Raw genomic sequence first — 16,475 nt, forward strand, 5'->3', positions numbered from 1 at the left:
CACGATGACTGCTCCGAACCGCAGACGCTTCGTCACGGGCACGATCGCCGCGGCGGCGGCCGCGGGTTCCGGCCTCGCCACCGCAACCGCCGCCGCGAGCCCCTCCTCCCATCCGCTGGTGGTGGAACCGGCGGACCCGCGCTACGCGGACCTCGCCGTGCGCGGCAGCAACAAGAGGTTCACCGCCCGGCCCGAGGCCTTCGTGCTGGCCACCACCACCGAGCAGGTGGTGGTGGCGGTGCGTGAGGCCGTACGCGACGGCAAGCGCATCGCGGTGCGCAGCGGCGGCCACTGCTACGAGAACTTCGTGGGTGACACCTCGGTCCGCCGGGTCGTCGATCTCGCCGGGATGGACACCGTCCGCTGGGACGCGGCGCGCGGCGCCTTCGAGATCGGCGCGGGTGCCCGGCTCGTGGACGTCTACCGGGCGCTCTACTACGGCTGGGGCGTGACCGTCCCGGGCGGCGCCAGCGCGACCGTCGCCTTCGGCGGCCATGTGCAGGGCGGTGGCTACGGGGCTCTGTCCCGCCGCCACGGGATCTCCAGCGACCATCTGCTGGCCGTCGAAGTGGTCGTCGTCGACGCCCGCGGGCGGGCCCGCGCGGTGGTCGCCACGCGGGACGCGAACGATCCGAACCGTGAACTGTGGTGGGCCCACACCGGTGCGGGCGGCGGCAACTTCGGCGTCGTCACCCGCTACTGGTTCCGCTCGCCCGCGGCCCGGGGCAGCGACCCCGCCACCGCTTTGCCGCGGCCGCACGGCAGCGTGCTGACCTCCGCCGTGATGTTCCCGCGCGAGGGCATGACCAGGAACGCGTTCCGCACGCTGGTGGGCAACCACGGGCGCTGGCACGAGCGCAACAGCGGCCCCCGGTCGCCGTACACCGGCCTGTTCAGCGGTCTGGTGCTGCTGGGCCACCAGGGGGAGAGTGACCAGGGGCTGAGCGCCGTGGCCTTCACCCACCTGGACGCGACCCTGCCCGACGCCGGCAGGCTGCTGCAGGACCACATCGACGCGGTCTCGGCCGGGGTGGGCGTCCAGGCGTACGCCGCGCCGCCCGAGACGCTGCCGTGGCTGGCGTCGGTCGAGTCGCTGGCCGCCTCCCAGGACGCGGAGAGCGGCCGGCAGAAGATCAAGTCGTCCTATCTGCGGCGGGCGTTCACCGACGAGCAGATCGACGTGCTGTACGGCTTCCTGGGCAGCACGGAGCACACCAACGACTCCAGTTCGGTGTCCATCCAGTCGTACGGCGGCCTCGTCAACACGGTCGGCCCGCGGTCGACGGCGTCCTGGCAGCGCGGCTCGGTGATGAAGGCGCTGTTCATGAACACCTGGCAGAGCCCGGAGCGGGACGCGGCGAACGTGGACTGGCTGCGCCGGCTGTACGCGGGTGTCTACCAGGACACGGGCGGGGTTCCGGCGCCGAACGACCGCAACGAGGGCTGCTTCATCAACTTCCCCGACATCGACATGGCCGATCCGAAGTGGAACACCTCCGGTGTGCCCTGGCACCGGCTGTACTTCGGGGACAACTACCACCGCCTGCAGGCGGTCAAGGCGAAGTGGGACCCGCGCGAGGTGTTCCACCACCCGCTGTCCGTGCGAGCGGCCCGGTAGGGCCCTTCTCCCGTACGCCGAGAGCGGGCGGCCCCGGTGTCCCGGGGCCGCCCGCTCTCGGCTTGCGTGGAGCCGCTCAGCCTCCGGTGGCCGCCTCGCGTTCCAGCACAGCCGTGTACAGGTTCGGTTCGCTGGTGCTCACCGTGCGCAGCGCGGCGGCGTGCGGGGCGAAACCGGGGTGGGTGACGGCCGCGCGGAAGGACTCGTCGTCCGTCCACTCGGCGATGTTGACGTAGGAGCCGGGCCGCTCGGTGTGGCGCAGCAGCCGGTGGCGCAGGAATCCGGGGCGGTCGCGGAAGAAGGCCGAGGTGTCGTCGAAGAGCCGCTCGAACTCCTCGGCCGGGCCGGTGACCGTGAACCGGTTGATGAAGGTGACCACGTGCTCCTCCGGGCCGGTGGGCGTTGACGCACCGAACGCTTGCCTGCCCGGCTCGAGCCGGGCTCGAAGGCGGACCGAGCGGCCGGCCGAAGACTGCTCGGACCTGTCGCACACCGGGGAAAGGGACATCCATGACGAGGCCATCCGTGGGATCCGGGTACGCGATCCTCGCCGAGAACCTGTGCAAACGGTACGGCGACGCCCCGGCCCTGAGGGGGTTCGGTCTGCGGGTGCCCGAGGGCACGGTGCACGGTCTGCTCGGGCCCAACGGCGCCGGCAAGACGACCGCGGTACGCATCCTGTCCACGCTGGCCAGGCTGGATGAGGGCCGGGCGGAGGTGGCCGGCTTCGACGTGGTCCGCGACAGCGCGAAGGTGCGGGCGCGGATCGGGCTGCTCGGCCAGTACGCCGCGGTCGACGAGGTCCTCAGCGGCCGCCAGAACCTGGTGATGTTCGGGCGGCTGTACCACCTGGGAAAGCGCGCGGCCGGTGCGCGCGCGGACACGCTGCTGGAGCAGTTCGGGCTCGCCGGCACGGGTGCCAAGCAGGTCAAGGACTACTCGGGCGGTATGCGCCGGCGCCTCGACCTGGCGGCCAGTCTCATTCTCGCGCCGCGGGTGCTCTTCCTCGACGAGCCGACGACGGGCCTGGACCCGCGCAGCCGCAACGAGGTGTGGGCGGCGGTGCGTTCCCTGGTCCAGGACGGCACGACGGTCCTGCTGACCACGCAGTACCTGGACGAGGCGGACCAGCTCGCGGACAGGATCTCGGTGATCGCCTCGCCGGGCGGTGCGGGCGGGCGGGTGATCGCCGAGGGCACGCCCGACGAGCTGAAGTCGGCGATCGGCGGCGACCGGATCGACGTCACGGTCCGCGGCGCCGGTGAGATCGCCGCCGCGGCCGGGGTGCTGGCCCGCATCACGGGCCGGGACCCCGACACCGACGTGGAGAACCGGCGGGTGGGTGCCCCGGTCTCGGACCGGGTCGCCGCCCTGTCCGAGATCGTGCGGGCACTGGGCGAGGCGGGTGTCGTGGCCGAGGACATCGCGCTGCGCCGCCCCACGCTGGACGAGGTCTTCCTGCACCTGACCGGCACGGACAGGAACCAGAGCCCGAGCGGGACCGAGAACGAAGAGGTGACGGTGTGAGCACCGCAGTCCCGCAGTCCGAAACCGGCACGGGCGGTGCCCGCTGGGCCCTGTCCGACTCCTGGGTGCTGACCGGGCGTTCGCTGGCCCACTGGGCCCGCAATCCCGCCCCCGTCGTCATCGGCCTGCTCTTCCCGATCATGATGGTGCTGATGTTCGGATATCTGTTCGGCGGGGCGATGCAGGTTCCCGGCGGGGGCAGCTATCGCGAGTTCCTGGTACCGGGCATGTTCGCCATGACGATGGTCTTCGGCATCGAGGTGACGATGCTGGCCGTGATCAGCGACGCCGCCAAGGGGGTCACCGACCGGTTCCGGGCGATGCCCACGTCCGCGGCGGCGGTGGTGAGCGGACGCAGCATCGCCGACATGCTCAACTCGGTCCTCGGGCTTGCCGTGATGATCCTGTGCGGCCTGGCCGTCGGCTGGCGCGCGAACGAGGGGTTCGGCCGGGCGCTGGCAGCCGTCGGCCTGCTCCTGCTGCTGCGCTTCGCCCTGCTGTGGGTGGGCATCTACCTGGGGCTGGTCTTCACGGACCCGGCCGCCGTCACCGCCGTGCAGACCCTGGTGTGGCCGCTGGGGTTCCTGTCGAACGCCTTCGTGTCGCCGGACACGATGCCGGGCTGGCTCGCCGCGGTCTCCGAGTGGAATCCGCTGTCGGCGACGGTGACGGCCGCGCGGCGGCTGTTCGGCAACCCGGGCTGGGACACCGGGACATGGGCGACGGATCAGGCCATTGTCATGGGTGTGGTGTGGCCGGTGATCATTTTTGCCGTTTTCTTCCCTCTGTCCGTGCGACGCTACCAGCGGCTCGGCAGCTGAGAGCGACCACATCGGACGGGACCGGATGTACGAAGGGGAATCCAGAGGGACATGGCAGTGACGACGGGCGTTCGGGCCGACGACCTCACGCGGTGTGCGGTGCTCTTCGAGGCGGCCGACCCGCCCCGCTCCGGCACGGTGGTGTTCTGGGACCCGCCGGGCGGTCCGCCCGATCCGGTGGCCGGGGCGGGGGACGCCGTGGACGTGGTCACCGTCGAGGGCGGTGCCCCGGTCCTGCGCACCGTCGCGGCCGTGCGGCTGTCGGTCGGCGACGCGCTGCCGGTGCTGGCCCGCGCGGCCCGGCCGGGGGCGGGGGTCCATCGGGCCGCCGCGTTCTGGGCAGGCGCGGCCGCGATCGCCCTGCACCTGGCGGCCCGGGAGCGGCTGCTGCCGGGTGTCACGCCGGGCGGCTACGACGCCTGGCGGATCGGCCCACTGGACCTGGACGACGTGCAACGGGTGCGCGCGCTCGCCGCTGCCGCGCCGCCCGAGGCGTACGCCGGCGTCCTGCCGGGCACGGCTGACACGGCGGTGCGGATGGCCGAACCGGAGGGCCTGGTACGGGCGTTCCTGGACGCCGTCGCCGACACCCTGCCGCGCACCCCGGCGGCCCCGGCGGCCACCGGCCGGGCGGCGTTCGCGGCGGCGGAGCCCCAGCTCGTGCCCCAGCTGCGGGCCTGGGCCGAGGAGATCTCGGCGGGCCTGGACTCGGGAGTCCGCGTCAGCCTGCGGGTGGAGCTCACCGGCGGGAGCGAGGACGGCGGCATCGCCCCCTGCCTGCGCCTGGTCCCCCGCGCCCACAGCCTGGCCGACCCCACCCTCGCGCTCGACGCGGACGAGCTGTTCGCGAGCGCCGATCACGCGCTGGGTCCGCGGGCCCAGGCCGACACCGTGCTGGCCGTGCGCCGGGCCGCGGACGTGTGGAAGCCGCTTCAGCGGCTGTTGCCCGTGCCGCACGCCATGGAGTTGTCCGACCAGGACGTGACCGATCTGCTGGGCGGCGCGGCCGGCCGGCTGCGCGCTCACGGCATCGACGTGCTGTGGCCCGGGGACGCCGGCCGCTCGCTGACCGCCCGGGCCGTCGTCGGCGCCGGCCTCGCGCCGCCGGCCGACCTGCGTTCGTTCTTCGGCGGCGACGGCACCGTGGACCTGCGCTGGCAGCTCTGCCTGGACGGCGACCCGTTGACGGACCAGGAGAGGGCCGAGGCCGCCGCGGGCCGTCCCGCCGTACGGCTGCGGGGCGGCTGGATCCTGGCCGGTGCCGACCTGGCCCGCAAGGCCCGCGAGCCGGAGGTGGGCACGCTCACCGCGATCGAGGCGCTCGCCGTCGCCCTGACCGGATACGCGCGGGCCGGCAAGGAACAGGTGCCGGTGGAGCCCACCCCCTGGCTGCTGGCGCTGCGTGCCCACCTCGCCGATCCGGACGGCGGCGCCGAACCCCTGCGCCGGCCCGCCGCGCTCGCCGCCACCCTGCGCGACTACCAGCTGCGCGGCCTGCGCTGGCTGGACCGGATGACCTCGCTGGGGCTGGGCGGCTGCCTCGCCGACGACATGGGCCTGGGCAAGACCGTCCAGCTGATCGCGCTGCATCTGCTGCGCCAGGAACACGAGGACAGCAGCGGGCCGACCCTGGTCGTCTGCCCGGCCTCCCTGCTGGGCAACTGGCAGCGCGAGGTGGGCCGGTTCGCGCCCGGCACGGCCGTACGCCGCTACCACGGCACGGGCCGCACCCTGGACGGCGCCGGGGAGGGATTCGTCCTGACGACGTACGGCACGATGCGCCTCGACGCCGACCGGCTCGCCGGGCACCGCTGGGGCATGGTCGTCGCCGACGAGGCCCAGCACGTCAAGAACCCGCACTCCAGCACCGCCAGGGCGCTGCGGCTGATCCCCGCCGACGCGAAGATCGCGCTCACCGGCACGCCCGTCGAGAACAGCCTCTCCGAGCTGTGGGCGGTCCTGGACTGGACGACGCCCGGACTGCTCGGCGGATACGGCGAGTTCCGCCGGCGCTGGATGGCGCCGATCGAGGCGGAGCGCACCGAGGGCGCTGGGGAACGGCCCACGGCACAGCGCCTGGCCACTCTCGTGCGCCCGTTCCTGCTGCGCCGCCGCAAGTCCGACCCGGGCATCGCGCCGGAACTGCCGCCCAAGACCGAGACGGACCGGCCGGTCGCGCTGACCGCCGAGCAGTCGGCGCTGTACCACGGGCAGGTGCGGCAGGTGATGGCGCAGATCCGCGGCAGCGAGGGCATCGCCCGCAGCGGCCTGGTCCTGAAACTGCTCACCGGCCTGAAGCAGATCTGCAACCACCCCGCCCAGTTCCTCAAGGAGGAGGGCACGGTGCTCACGGGGCGCTCCGGGAAGCTGGAGCTGCTCGACGAACTCCTCGGCACGATCATCGCCGAGGACGGCGCCGTGCTCGTGTTCACGCAGTACGTCGTCATGGCCCGGCTGCTGGAGCGGCACCTGCGCGAACGCGGGGTGCCCGCCCAGCTGCTGCACGGCGGCACGCCCGTGCCCAAGCGCGAGGAGCTCGTCCAGCGCTTCCAGGACGGGGAGGTGCCGGTCTTCCTGTTGTCGCTGAAGGCGGCCGGTACAGGCCTGAACCTGACCCGGGCCGAACACGTCGTGCACTACGACCGCTGGTGGAACCCGGCGGTGGAGGCGCAGGCCACGGACCGCGCGTACCGGATCGGCCAGACCAGGCCCGTCCAGGTGCACCGGCTGATCGCCGAAGGCACCGTCGAGGACCGCATCGCCGCCCTGCTGGAGTCGAAGAAGGAGCTCGCGGACTCGGTGCTCGGGGCGGGCGAGCAGGCACTGACGGAACTGACCAACGACGAACTGGCCGGCCTGGTCGAGCTGAGGAGCGAGTGATGGCCGCGAGCAAGGACAGCGGCGCCCGGGGCTTTCCCGCCTTCCCCGCCCGCAAGGGCGGCCGTGCCCGCGGCCAGTCGTTCTGGGCCGGATCCTTCACGCAGGCCGTCGAGGACACCTGGCCGGAGGAGGAGCCGCTGAAGCAGGGCCGGGCCTTCTCCCGCACCGGACGGATCGGGCCGATCGCGGTCGGCCCGGGACGGATCACGGCGCAGGTCTACGGCGGCGACGAGGCGTACACGACCGTGATCACCCTGCGGGAGCTGGACGACCAGGAGTGGGAACTGCTGTGGGACAAGACCGCGGACCGGCCCGCCGTGACGGAGTCGCTGCTGGCCGGTGAGCTGCCCGAGGACCTCCTGGAGGCGGTGGAGGACGCCCGGCTGCGGCTGCTGCCCGGGTACGGGGACCTGGACGCCGACTGCGACTGCGACGCCCTGGACCATCCGTGCCCGCATGCCACGGCCCTGTGCTACCAGCTGTCGTGGCACCTGGACACGGACCCGTGGCTGCTGCTGCTGGTGCGGGGCAGGGGCGCCGGAGAGGCCGTGGAGGAGCTGAAGTCGGAGCTGCTGCTGCGGGCCATGACGGGCGGGGACGAAGAGGACGAAGAGGATGGCGAGGACGGCGAGGACGCGGACGGGACGGACGCGGAAGTCACCCTGCAGAAGGGCCCGTTGCCCGGCGTGGACCCGCTGTCCGCCTGGTCGCGGGAGGCGTCGCCGCTGCCCGGACTGCCGTCGCTGCCTCCCGCCCCGGCCGGTGCCGGTGAGCCGGTCACCGGCATCGAGGCCGACCCGCTGGAGCAGCTGGTCGCCGACGCGGCCGTACGCGCCAGGTCGCTGCTCGCGTACGCCCGGGGCCTGACCGACGCGCCCGCGCCCGAGCTCGGCCTGTGGCAGGACACCGTACGCATCGCGGCCACCCATCCGGATCCAAGGGTTGCGGCGCGGCTGCGGCAGGCCTGCGGCAGACCGTCCGAGGAGCTGGACCGCGCGGCCGAGGCCTGGCGCACCGGCGGGGCGGCGGGGCTGGAGGTGCTGGAGCGCGCCTGGTCGCCGTCCGCCCAGGAGACCGCCCGGGCACGCGCGGCGCTCTCGGCGGGCTGGGAGGCGGACGAACTGCCGGAGCTTCAGGTCCAGGGCAACCACTGGACACCGGCCGGCCAGGACATCCAGCTGCGCCTGGGCCGCGACGGCCGCTGGTACCCCTATCGCCGCCGGGCGGACGCGTGGTGGCCGGCCGGAGCGCCGCACGGCGACCCCTCGGACGCCCTCGTGGACCTCACCGACGACTGAACGGCACAGGGACCAGGGCCCCGTCACCGCCACCGGTGACGGGGCCCTGGTGCTGCAGGTGCACCGTGACTCGATCAATCCTCCAGACCACCCCCGCACGATCGGGACCGAAGACCACCGCACGGTGCGAAACGGGATCAGGGGGAGGGAACTTGAACGGCAGCGCAGGCAGGACGCAGGTCGCGCCCGGACACGTCGCGGCACACCGTCGCACCCTCCTCGGCGGTGTCCTGGAACAGGCGCGGCGAACCCCGCACGCGACCGCACTGGTGTGGCGGGACGAGGAGATCGGCTACGGAGCGCTGCTGCGCAGCGCGGAGCACGAGCGGGCCCGCCTGGCGCACCTGCCGGGCGACGCACCCATCGCCGTGCCCGCCGTGAAGTCGCCCGCCACCATCGCCCTGGTCCTGGCCTGTCTGCTGGAGCGCCGGCCGGTGCTGCTGGCGGCCGCCACGCTCGGCCGGGACGCCGTCGGCCTGCTGCACGAGCAGGCCGGCGTACAAAAGGCGCTGCGGCCCGACGACGGTCCCCCTGCGCGCGGGGCGAGCACCCCGCGGCCTCCCGCGCCGCCCACCGGCCGGCCCGCCCTGCTGCTCACCACCTCCGGCTCCACCGGAACCCCGAAGATCGTCCCGCTGGACGTGGCGGCACTGGACGCCTTCACCGGCTGGGCCGCCGACGCCTTCGGCATCGGCCCGGGCACCACGGTCCTCAACTACGCGCCGCTCAACTTCGACCTGTGTCTGCTCGACGTGTGGGCCACCCTCGCGCACGGCGGCCGGGCCGTCCTCGTCGAGGCCGACCACGCCCTGGACGGTCCCCGCCTGCTGAATCTGCTGACCCGGCATCAGGTCCGGGTCGTCCAGGCCGTACCCATGTTCTTCCGGCTGCTCGCCGACGCAGCGGACACCGCCGGGGTGGTCCTGCCCGCCGTACGGCACGCCATGTTCACCGGTGACGCCATGCCCGGGCCGCTGCTCGCCCGGCTGCCGGGCCTGCTGCCCGGCGCCCGGCTGCACAGCATCTACGGGTGCACCGAGACCAATGACAGCTTCGTGTACGAGGTGAGCGCGAAAGACGCGGCGGGCGGCGGCCCGCTGCCGCTGGGCCGGCCGCTGCCCGGCGCCGGTGCGCTCGTCGTCACGGACGAGGGCACGGTACTGGCCGGGCCCGGCGCCGGCGAACTGCTCGTCTCCACCGCCTTCCAGACCCGCGGCTACCTGGGCCCGGCGGCCGCCGCGCAGGCGTTCGTACCGCATCCGGCACGCGACGACGGCCGGCGCTACTTCCGCAGCGGCGACCTGGTGCGCCGGCACACGGACGGCTCCCTCACCCTCGAGGGCCGCACCGACGCGCAGGTCAAGGTGCGCGGGGTGCGGGTCAACGCCCAGGAGGTGGAGCACGTCCTGCTCGGCCACCACGAGGTCACCGAGGCGGCCGTCCTGGCCCTGCCCGACCCGGTCGCCGGACGGCTGCTGCACGCGCTGGTACGGCGTGCACCGGGCTCCGGCCTCACCAGCCTGACGCTGCGCGGGCATCTGGCCCGCCGGCTCCCCCGGGCGGCGGTTCCGTCGGGCCTGCGGATCGTCGACGACCCGCTGCCCAGGACTTCCACCGGCAAGGTCGACCGCGACCTGGTCGCTTCGGCCCACTTCACCAAGGAGAACTGACATGGACTACGCCCAGGCCGTCAAGGAGTTCGTCCTCAGGGAGTTCCTGCCGGACGTGCCCGCGGACGACCTCGCCGACGACCTCGACCTGATGGCGAACGGCGTCATCGACAGCCTCGGGCTGCTCAAGGTGATCGCCTGGCTGGAGGACCGCTACGGCGTCGACACCGATGCCGTGGACCTCGACCCCGAGTCCTTCACCTCCGTCGCGGCGATCGCCGCGTTCCTCACCGACGCGCCGCGCGAGCACGTGGGGGCCGAGTAGTCATGCACGAGGCCGTCGTCGCGCTCATCGGCCGGGACCGTCCCGTTCAGCTGCCGGTGTGGCGGTCGTTCTGGGACCAGCTGCACGCCGGTGACCTGCGCCGGGGTGAGGCCACGGCCCTGCTCGCCTCGCTGTCGACCCGGATGCCGGACCCGGTCACGCTGTGCGCGTTGCTGGACTCGCTGGCCGAGCGCAGGCCCCTGCGCCCGGCGGACGCGTTCGCGGATGCCGTGAACATCGTCGGCACCGGGGGCGGGCCGCGTACCTTCAACATCTCCACGGCGGCCGCCTTCGTGGCGGCGGCGATGGGCGTCCGGGTCGTCAAGACCGGCTCTCGCGCCTACACCGGCAGCTGCGGCTCCCTGGACCTGCTCGAGCGGCTCGGCATCGCGGCGACGACGTCGTACGAGCAGACCCAGGACACCCTGGAGCGCTGCGGCGTCGCCTTCGCCGGGTACTTCGTGTACCCCGCGGAGATCGCGTTGCTCGCCCGGGCCGTCGTGCCGCTGGACATGCGGCGGCTGGGGTCGATCGTCAACACGCTCGGCCCCCTGCTCGCCGACGTGGCGGTGCGCGCCCAGGTGAGCGGGGTGTCCCGCCCGGAGGCGCTCGAGGGGCTGCGGCAGGCGGCCGCGCACGTCTCGCGTGCCACGGGCCGGACGGTGTGGCTGGCCGACAACGACGCCGGCGCCGACGAGCTGCTGGCGTTCACCGCCAACCGGGTGCGGTGCTACGAGGACGGCGCCGAGGACGAGTTCACCCTGCGGCCCGCCGCGCTGGGCCTGGGGCCGGGCCGGCTGGCGGATCTGAGCCGTCCCGGGGGAGGCGGTGTGCAGGACGCCGTGGATCTCTTCCTGGAGGTCCTCGCCGGACGCGGCACCCCCGCCGCCACCGAAACCGTCTGCCTCAACGCGGCCGCCCTGGCGGTGGCGGGCCGGCTCACCGGCGACTGGCACGAGGCACTGCGCGCCGCCCGCTCCACGCTGCACGACGGCGCGGCGCTGTCGTTGGTCGACCGGCTGCGCACGCGGGAGGCGGCTCATGCCTGAGCGACTCCTGCCCACGGTCCCGGTGTCGGGCCTGGCTCCGGACGCTGTGCCCGGAGTGGCGTCCTTGTCCCTGGCGTCCTGCCGGAGCGCCGGGTCCGCCGCGCCGGTGGGGCCTTCGCCCGAAAGGCCTGGGGAGCGTCGCCCGGCTTGCGGGCCGGACGGAGACGGCCGGCCGGCGGGTGAGGGCCGGGGAGCCCGGGGCAGAGTTCCCGGGGACGCACACCCCCACGCACCGGCCGACACGGGCGAGTTCTTCGCGCGCCGCCGTCCGGGCCGCCCGGGACTCGCCGTGTTCGTCAACGCGGGCGACCCGCCGCTCGACATCCTGGCGGACCTCGCCGCGATGCTCGACGACAGTGACGTCGACTGCCTCGAACTGGCCGTCCCCTTCCCCGGCTCCGTCACCGACGGCCCGGTCGTCCGCCGCAGCGCGGACCGCGCACTGGCGAGCGGTGTCACCCTCGACGCCGTGCTCGACGCGGTGACAGCCATACGTCCCACCCTGCGCCGTCTGCGCATCGCCCTGCTCGCCGACTGGAGTCACACCGTCAGGGGCCGCGACCCGGGCGGCTTCGCCCGCGCCCTGGCCGACGCGGGCTGCGACGGGCTGCTGCTGCACGGCCTGCCGCCCCGGCTGCGGGCCGCCCACTACGAGGCCGCACAGCTGGCCGGCCTGCCGCTGGTCACCACCTGTTACGCCGTCTCCGGCCGGGCAACGGTGGCCGAGGCCGCACAGCACGCCTCCGCCTACCTCTACCTGGTCGCCCACTACGGCCGCAGCGGCACCACCGCCGCCCCGGACCACGACCGGCTCGCCGCGGCACTCGCCGAGGTGCGCGCCGCCACCCGCGTGCCGGTCGCCGTCGGTTTCGGTGTCCGCACCCGGGCCGACATCGCCGCTCTGGAGAAGCTGGGCGCGGACGCCGCCGTCGTGGGCAGCGCCGGTGTCGCCCGTATCGAACAGGCCCTGGCCGAACGGCGCGACCCCGTGCGGGAGTTCGCCTCCTTCGTGGCCGGGCTGCGCGGCCCGGCCGCCCACCACCGTCATCACCGTACGACTGGAGGAAGCCACACATGATCGTGCGAAACATCGACAGTGTCCGCTGCGTCGACTGGGGCAACGGCCTCAGCCGCCGCTTCCTCACCGAGTCCGACGGCCTCGGCTACACCGTCACCGACACGATCGTACGGGCCGGGACCAAGTCACGGCTGGAGTACCGCCGTCACCTGGAGGCCTGCTACTGCATCGCGGGCAACGGCGAGATCATCGACATGAACGGCGACTCCCACCCCATCACGCCGGGCACCCTGTACGCCCTGGACCAGCACGACGCGCACTGGCTGATCGCCTCTCCGCAGGAGGACCTGCGCCTGGTGTGCATGTTCACCCCGGCGCTGCGCGGCGACGAGCGCCACGATCTCGACTCGTCCGGGTTCTCCCAGTACTGATGATCACCTGGACCGAGGACCAGCAGCGGCTGCGCGAGGGGCTGGCGCCCCTGCTGGAGAAGCTCAGCTGCGGACATCTCGAGCGTGACGCCCAGGCCGCCTTCCCCCGCGCGCAGTGGGACCTGCTGCGCGCGACGGGGATCCTGGGCCTGCCCTTCGACGAGCGGTGGGGCGGGCTCGGCCAGGACCTGCTGACCACGATGTACGTCCTGGAGGGGCTGGGCCTGGGCTGCCGCGACGCGGGGCTGAACTTCTCCGTGTGCAGCCATCTGGTCAGCACCGGCGTCCCCCTGCACCGGTTCGGCTCACAGCTGCTCAAGGACCGTTATCTGCCCGGGCTGTGCTCCGGCGACCTGATCGGCGCCCATGCGATCAGCGAGCCCGACAGCGGTTCGGACGCGCTGGCGATGCGCACCCGGGCCCAGCGGGACGGCGACGGCTTCGTCCTGACCGGCAGCAAGGCGTTCGTCAGCAACGGCCCGGTCGCCGATGTCATCACCGTGTACGCCCGCACCAGCGACCGCCCCGGCCCGCTGAGCGTGACCGCGTTCCTCGTCGACCGTGACACGCCCGGCCTGAGCGTCGGGCCGCCGGTGGCGAAGATGGGCCTGCGCACCTCCCCGCTGTGCGAGCTGTTCTTCGACGGGTGCCGCATCCCGGCCACGCAGGTCGTGGGCCGCACCGGCGGCGGCTTCCTCGTCCTGGACCACGTGATGCGCTGGGAGATCCTGTGCTCCTTCGTCGTCAACGCCGGGGAGATGCGCGACCGGGTCGAGCGCTGCGCGCAATACGCCCGCACCCGTACCCAGTTCGGGCAGCCGATCGGCTCCTACCAGGCCGTCTCCCACCGGATCGTGGACATGGAGATCGGGGTGGAGACAGCCCGGCACTGGCTGTACTCGGCCGCCCGCAAGCTGGCCGCGGGCGAGAACGTCACCCGTGACATCGCGATCGCCAAACTCCTCACCAGCGAGGCCAACGTGGCCTCGGCGCTCGCCGCCGTGCAGATCTTCGGAGGCAACGGCTACATGGCCGAGTACGGCATCGAGAAGGAGCTGCGCAACTCGGTCGCCGGGACCATCTACTCCGGTACGTCCGAGATCCAGCGCAACCGCATCGCCTCGATGCTCGGCCTGTGAGACACCCTCGACACCCGACGGAAGCGGAACCCGCCATCATGACGCCCCTGCAGCCCAGCCCCGGATCCGGTGCCCGAGCCGCCCTGGCGGCAACCGAGTTCATCGACCACGACAGCCCCGAGGTGCACGCGTTCGTCCGCCAGGCGCTGCCGGCGGGCGCCCGCACGCCCACCGAGCGGGCGGTGGCCCTGTACTACGCCGTGCGGGACGGCATCCGCTACGAGGTGTACGGCGCGGATCTCTCCCGTGCGGGGCTGCGCGCGAGCCGGGTCGTGCGCACCGGCTCGGGCATGTGCCTGCACAAGTCGGTGCTCTACGCGGCCGCTCTGCGCTCGCTCGGCATCCCGGCCCGCCTGGTCCTGACCGACGTCCGCAATCATCTGGCGTCCGAGCGGCTCAAGCAGCTGCTGGGCGGGGACGTGTTCCACCACCACGGGCTGACCGCGCTGCGTCTGAACGGACGCTGGACGAAGGCGACCCCGGTGTTCAATAAAACCCTGTGCCGCCTGTACCGGATGGCACCGCTGGACTTCGACGGCATGGCCGACAGCCTCCATCACCCCTTCGACCTGCAGGGCCGGCGTCAGATGGAGTTCCTGCGCGAGCACGGCGAGTTCGACGACCTTCCCTACGAGCGGGTGATCGGCGAGCTGCGGGCCGCCCACCCGCGGCTGTTCGACGCCGGCGGGGAGCGGTTGGCGAAAGGGTCTTTGGTACGGGAGGCGGCCGCATAGTGCTGGTCAAGTTCTGCGGTGCCACGACCGCCGCCGAGGTGCGGGGTGTCGCCGACGCGGGGGCGGATCTGGTCGGGCTGTGGCACGGCGTTGCGGGAGGGGCCGCCGACCTGTCCGTGCCCCGGCTGGCCGAGCTGGCGGCCCAGGCACGGGCGACGGGCCGGCTGGAGGCGGTGCTGGTCACCTTCGGCTCCGACGCCAAGGCGCTGGCCCGGCTGACCGCCGACGGCGGACCGTCGTGGGTGCAGCTGCACGGCTACCAGCCGCCCGCGACGGTGCGCGCCCTGCGCGCACTGGTCCCCGAGGGGGTACGCATCGTCAAGGTCCTGCACGTGCGGGGCGAGTCCTGTGTGGAGGCGACGCTGATCGGCGCGTACGAACGCGCCGGCACGGACTGCTTCCTGCTGGACGCGGTCACCGCGGACGGGCGGACCGGCAGTACGGCGGTGAGTCTGGACGACGCCGCGGTGACGCGCCTGGCCGGCCGGATGACACGCCCTTTCCTGCTGGCGGGCGGGCTGCGGGCGGACAACCGCGACCGGTTCGCCGGCTCCGTCGCCCACCCCCGGTTCCTGGGCATCGACGTGGACTCCGCCGCGCGCGGCCCCGACGGGCTGCTGTCGGCGGGCAACGCGGCGGCGGTGGCCGAGGGCTGGAGGACGCCGTGACGTTCACCCGGGCGCTGACGGCGGCCGCCCGCCCCGTGATCATGGAGGTCAAGCGGCGGGACGCGAGCGGCACCGACCTCATGGGGGCGCGAACGGTCGCCGAGGTCGTCGCCGCGTACGAGGAGGCCGGGGCGCCGTGCATCTCGGTGGTCACCGGCCGCTGGTTCGGCGGCAGCGAGGATCTGCTGCGCCAGGTCGCCGCGCGCACCGGCCTGCCGCTGCTGCGCAAGGACTTCGTCACCTCGCGGCGCCAGCTGGCGCGCACCCGCGAACTCGGCGCCTCGGCGGTGCTGTTGACGGTCAAGGTGCTGCCCGCCGACGTCCTGGCGAGGCTGGTGGACCATGCGCTCGAGCTGGGGCTGACCCCGTTCGTGGAGGTCGCCGACGCGGCCGAGGCGGCTGCGGTGCCCCGGGCGGACGCGTGCGTGGTCGCCGTCAACAACAAGGACATCGCCACCCGTGAGCGGCTGCCCGGCGACCTCGAGCGCAGCGCCGCCCTGCTGCCCGTCGTACGGGGCACCGGCGCCCGCTGCGCGGTCAGCGCGAGCGGCATCACCGACCCCCTCGACGCGGCACGCCTGCTCGACACGGGCTTCGAGGGCCTGCTCGTCGGTACGGGGCTGCTGCGCGTGTCGCACCCGAAGCGGTGGTGCGCGGCCGTGGACAGGGCACGGGCCGGCCGGCGACAGGCCGGACGGCCCTGAAGGGGTCAGGCGCGACGGGCCCGGCCGGTGGCACGGATGCCGCGTGCCGTGCGGCCCCACGGCTTGTACACGGAGATCACCGCCGCGGCGGTGAGCAGGGCGAACAGCAGCGGCACACTCCACACCAGGAAGTCGGCGGGCCGGCCGGGGCGCGGCGCGGCGCCGCCCGCCTCGGCGGTGTTCTCGGTGGCCTTGACGACGACCGGGTGGATGACGAACCAGGCGAAGACCGTCATGAACAGGGTGATGGCCCACTTGGCGATGATCCACCAGTGCAGCAGCAGGCCCCAGGCCGTGCCGCAGGACAGCAGGATGCCGGAGACGGCCGCGGTGACGCTGAACACCGTGACGCTGGTGTCGTCGAACACGTACATCGCGTAATAGACGCCCTTGGCGACGGCCGCGTCCTTGGTGGTCAGCCCCATGACGGCAAGGACGGCCATGGACAGCGACAGCCCGACCCAGCCGACGGACGTGACGACGTGGATCGCCAGCGTCAGCTTGCGTCCCCTGCGGCCGAGTTCGAATTTCCTCTTCTTCTTCCCGGTGCCGTTCCTGGCGGTGTTCTTGTTCCTGACAGCGCTGGAGGGAGCGGACAAAACGCGGCCTCTCTTTCGTCCTGGGGGGGGTGTCGGCAGCGGATCCGATCGTTC

Annotated in this window: 16 protein-coding genes; 14 read left to right on the forward strand and 2 right to left on the reverse strand. The window is 73.4% G+C overall.

Annotated features, from left to right (window positions below; genetic code table 11):
* Positions 1–4: 4 nt before the first annotated feature.
* The gene (locus OG410_RS00300; RefSeq protein WP_329297170.1) at positions 5–1,618 is read left to right on the forward strand and encodes an FAD-dependent oxidoreductase; all 1,614 of its coding nucleotides are present in this window, start codon (positions 5–7) and stop codon (positions 1,616–1,618) included.
* 76 nt (positions 1,619–1,694) lie between these two features.
* On the opposite strand, the gene OG410_RS00305 is transcribed toward OG410_RS00300, so the two are convergent.
* Positions 1,695–1,997: an antibiotic biosynthesis monooxygenase family protein gene (locus OG410_RS00305; protein WP_329297171.1), complete on the reverse strand. Its 303-nt coding sequence runs from the start codon at positions 1,995–1,997 to the stop codon at positions 1,695–1,697.
* A gap of 131 nt (positions 1,998–2,128) precedes the next feature.
* On the opposite strand from OG410_RS00305, the gene OG410_RS00310 reads away from it, so the two are divergent.
* The 13 genes from OG410_RS00310 (at position 2,129) to OG410_RS00370 (ending at position 15,822) form a co-directional block, all read left to right on the forward strand.
* A complete protein-coding gene (locus OG410_RS00310; RefSeq protein WP_329297172.1) occupies positions 2,129–3,145 on the forward strand; it encodes an ATP-binding cassette domain-containing protein in 1,017 nt (338 codons plus the stop codon).
* Complete coding sequence (locus tag OG410_RS00315) at positions 3,142–3,966, forward strand: ABC transporter permease (RefSeq protein WP_329297173.1); 825 nt, start codon at positions 3,142–3,144, stop codon at positions 3,964–3,966. Before OG410_RS00310 ends, OG410_RS00315 begins: the two co-directional genes overlap by 4 nt.
* A gap of 51 nt (positions 3,967–4,017) precedes the next feature.
* Complete coding sequence (locus OG410_RS00320; RefSeq protein ID WP_329297174.1) at positions 4,018–6,846, forward strand: DEAD/DEAH box helicase; 2,829 nt, start codon at positions 4,018–4,020, stop codon at positions 6,844–6,846.
* Positions 6,846–8,144: an SWIM zinc finger family protein gene (locus OG410_RS00325; RefSeq protein ID WP_329297175.1), complete on the forward strand. Its 1,299-nt coding sequence runs from the start codon at positions 6,846–6,848 to the stop codon at positions 8,142–8,144. Before OG410_RS00320 ends, OG410_RS00325 begins: the two co-directional genes overlap by 1 nt.
* Before the next feature lie 152 nt (positions 8,145–8,296).
* Entirely contained in the window at positions 8,297–9,814 is a 1,518-nt protein-coding gene (locus OG410_RS00330; RefSeq protein WP_329297176.1) for an AMP-binding protein, read from the forward strand.
* A gap of 1 nt (position 9,815) precedes the next feature.
* Positions 9,816–10,079 (forward strand): phosphopantetheine-binding protein, encoded by a 264-nt coding sequence (locus OG410_RS00335; RefSeq protein WP_329297177.1) that lies wholly within the window; start codon positions 9,816–9,818, stop codon positions 10,077–10,079.
* Positions 10,080–10,081: 2 nt separating this feature from the next.
* Entirely contained in the window at positions 10,082–11,128 is a 1,047-nt protein-coding gene (locus OG410_RS00340) for an anthranilate phosphoribosyltransferase (RefSeq protein ID WP_329297178.1), read from the forward strand.
* Entirely contained in the window at positions 11,121–12,206 is a 1,086-nt protein-coding gene (trpA, locus tag OG410_RS00345) for a tryptophan synthase subunit alpha (RefSeq protein WP_329297179.1), read from the forward strand. Before OG410_RS00340 ends, trpA begins: the two co-directional genes overlap by 8 nt.
* Entirely contained in the window at positions 12,203–12,577 is a 375-nt protein-coding gene (locus OG410_RS00350) for an ectoine synthase (protein WP_329297180.1), read from the forward strand. The genes trpA and OG410_RS00350 overlap by 4 nt, the downstream gene beginning before the upstream one ends.
* Positions 12,577–13,716 carry an acyl-CoA dehydrogenase family protein gene (locus tag OG410_RS00355; RefSeq protein ID WP_329297181.1) on the forward strand — a complete coding sequence of 380 codons (1,140 nt, stop codon included), beginning with the start codon at positions 12,577–12,579 and terminating at the stop codon, positions 13,714–13,716. Before OG410_RS00350 ends, OG410_RS00355 begins: the two co-directional genes overlap by 1 nt.
* 38 nt (positions 13,717–13,754) lie before the next feature.
* The gene (locus tag OG410_RS00360; RefSeq protein WP_329297182.1) at positions 13,755–14,450 is read left to right on the forward strand and encodes a transglutaminase-like domain-containing protein; all 696 of its coding nucleotides are present in this window, start codon (positions 13,755–13,757) and stop codon (positions 14,448–14,450) included.
* Positions 14,450–15,118, forward strand: a complete 669-nt coding sequence (locus tag OG410_RS00365; RefSeq protein WP_329297183.1) for a phosphoribosylanthranilate isomerase — start codon at positions 14,450–14,452, stop codon at positions 15,116–15,118. The genes OG410_RS00360 and OG410_RS00365 overlap by 1 nt, the downstream gene beginning before the upstream one ends.
* Positions 15,115–15,822, forward strand: a complete 708-nt coding sequence (locus tag OG410_RS00370; protein ID WP_329297184.1) for an indole-3-glycerol-phosphate synthase — start codon at positions 15,115–15,117, stop codon at positions 15,820–15,822. The genes OG410_RS00365 and OG410_RS00370 overlap by 4 nt, the downstream gene beginning before the upstream one ends.
* Before the next feature lie 5 nt (positions 15,823–15,827).
* On the opposite strand, the gene OG410_RS00375 is transcribed toward OG410_RS00370, so the two are convergent.
* Positions 15,828–16,421 carry a hypothetical protein gene (locus OG410_RS00375; protein ID WP_329297185.1) on the reverse strand — a complete coding sequence of 198 codons (594 nt, stop codon included), beginning with the start codon at positions 16,419–16,421 and terminating at the stop codon, positions 15,828–15,830.
* Positions 16,422–16,475: the final 54 nt, after the last annotated feature.

Origin of the sequence: Streptomyces sp. NBC_00659, from assembly GCF_036226925.1 — a bacterium.
Classification (GTDB): domain Bacteria; phylum Actinomycetota; class Actinomycetes; order Streptomycetales; family Streptomycetaceae; genus Streptomyces.

Bases quoted from the DNA above. Each gene is read 5' to 3' on its own strand.
- OG410_RS00360 (WP_329297182.1), top strand. From the start codon at position 13,755: ATGACGCCCCTGCAGCCCAGCCCCGGATCCGGTGCCCGAGCCGCCCTG.
- OG410_RS00350 (WP_329297180.1), top strand. From the start codon at position 12,203: ATGATCGTGCGAAACATCGACAGTGTCCGCTGCGTCGACTGGGGCAAC.
- OG410_RS00325 (WP_329297175.1), top strand. From the start codon at position 6,846: ATGGCCGCGAGCAAGGACAGCGGCGCCCGGGGCTTTCCCGCCTTCCCC.
- OG410_RS00340 (WP_329297178.1), top strand. From the start codon at position 10,082: ATGCACGAGGCCGTCGTCGCGCTCATCGGCCGGGACCGTCCCGTTCAG.
- OG410_RS00355 (WP_329297181.1), top strand. From the start codon at position 12,577: ATGATCACCTGGACCGAGGACCAGCAGCGGCTGCGCGAGGGGCTGGCG.
- OG410_RS00310 (WP_329297172.1), top strand. From the start codon at position 2,129: ATGACGAGGCCATCCGTGGGATCCGGGTACGCGATCCTCGCCGAGAAC.
- OG410_RS00335 (WP_329297177.1), top strand. From the start codon at position 9,816: ATGGACTACGCCCAGGCCGTCAAGGAGTTCGTCCTCAGGGAGTTCCTG.
- OG410_RS00320 (WP_329297174.1), top strand. From the start codon at position 4,018: ATGGCAGTGACGACGGGCGTTCGGGCCGACGACCTCACGCGGTGTGCG.
- OG410_RS00300 (WP_329297170.1), top strand. From the start codon at position 5: ATGACTGCTCCGAACCGCAGACGCTTCGTCACGGGCACGATCGCCGCG.
- trpA (WP_329297179.1), top strand. From the start codon at position 11,121: ATGCCTGAGCGACTCCTGCCCACGGTCCCGGTGTCGGGCCTGGCTCCG.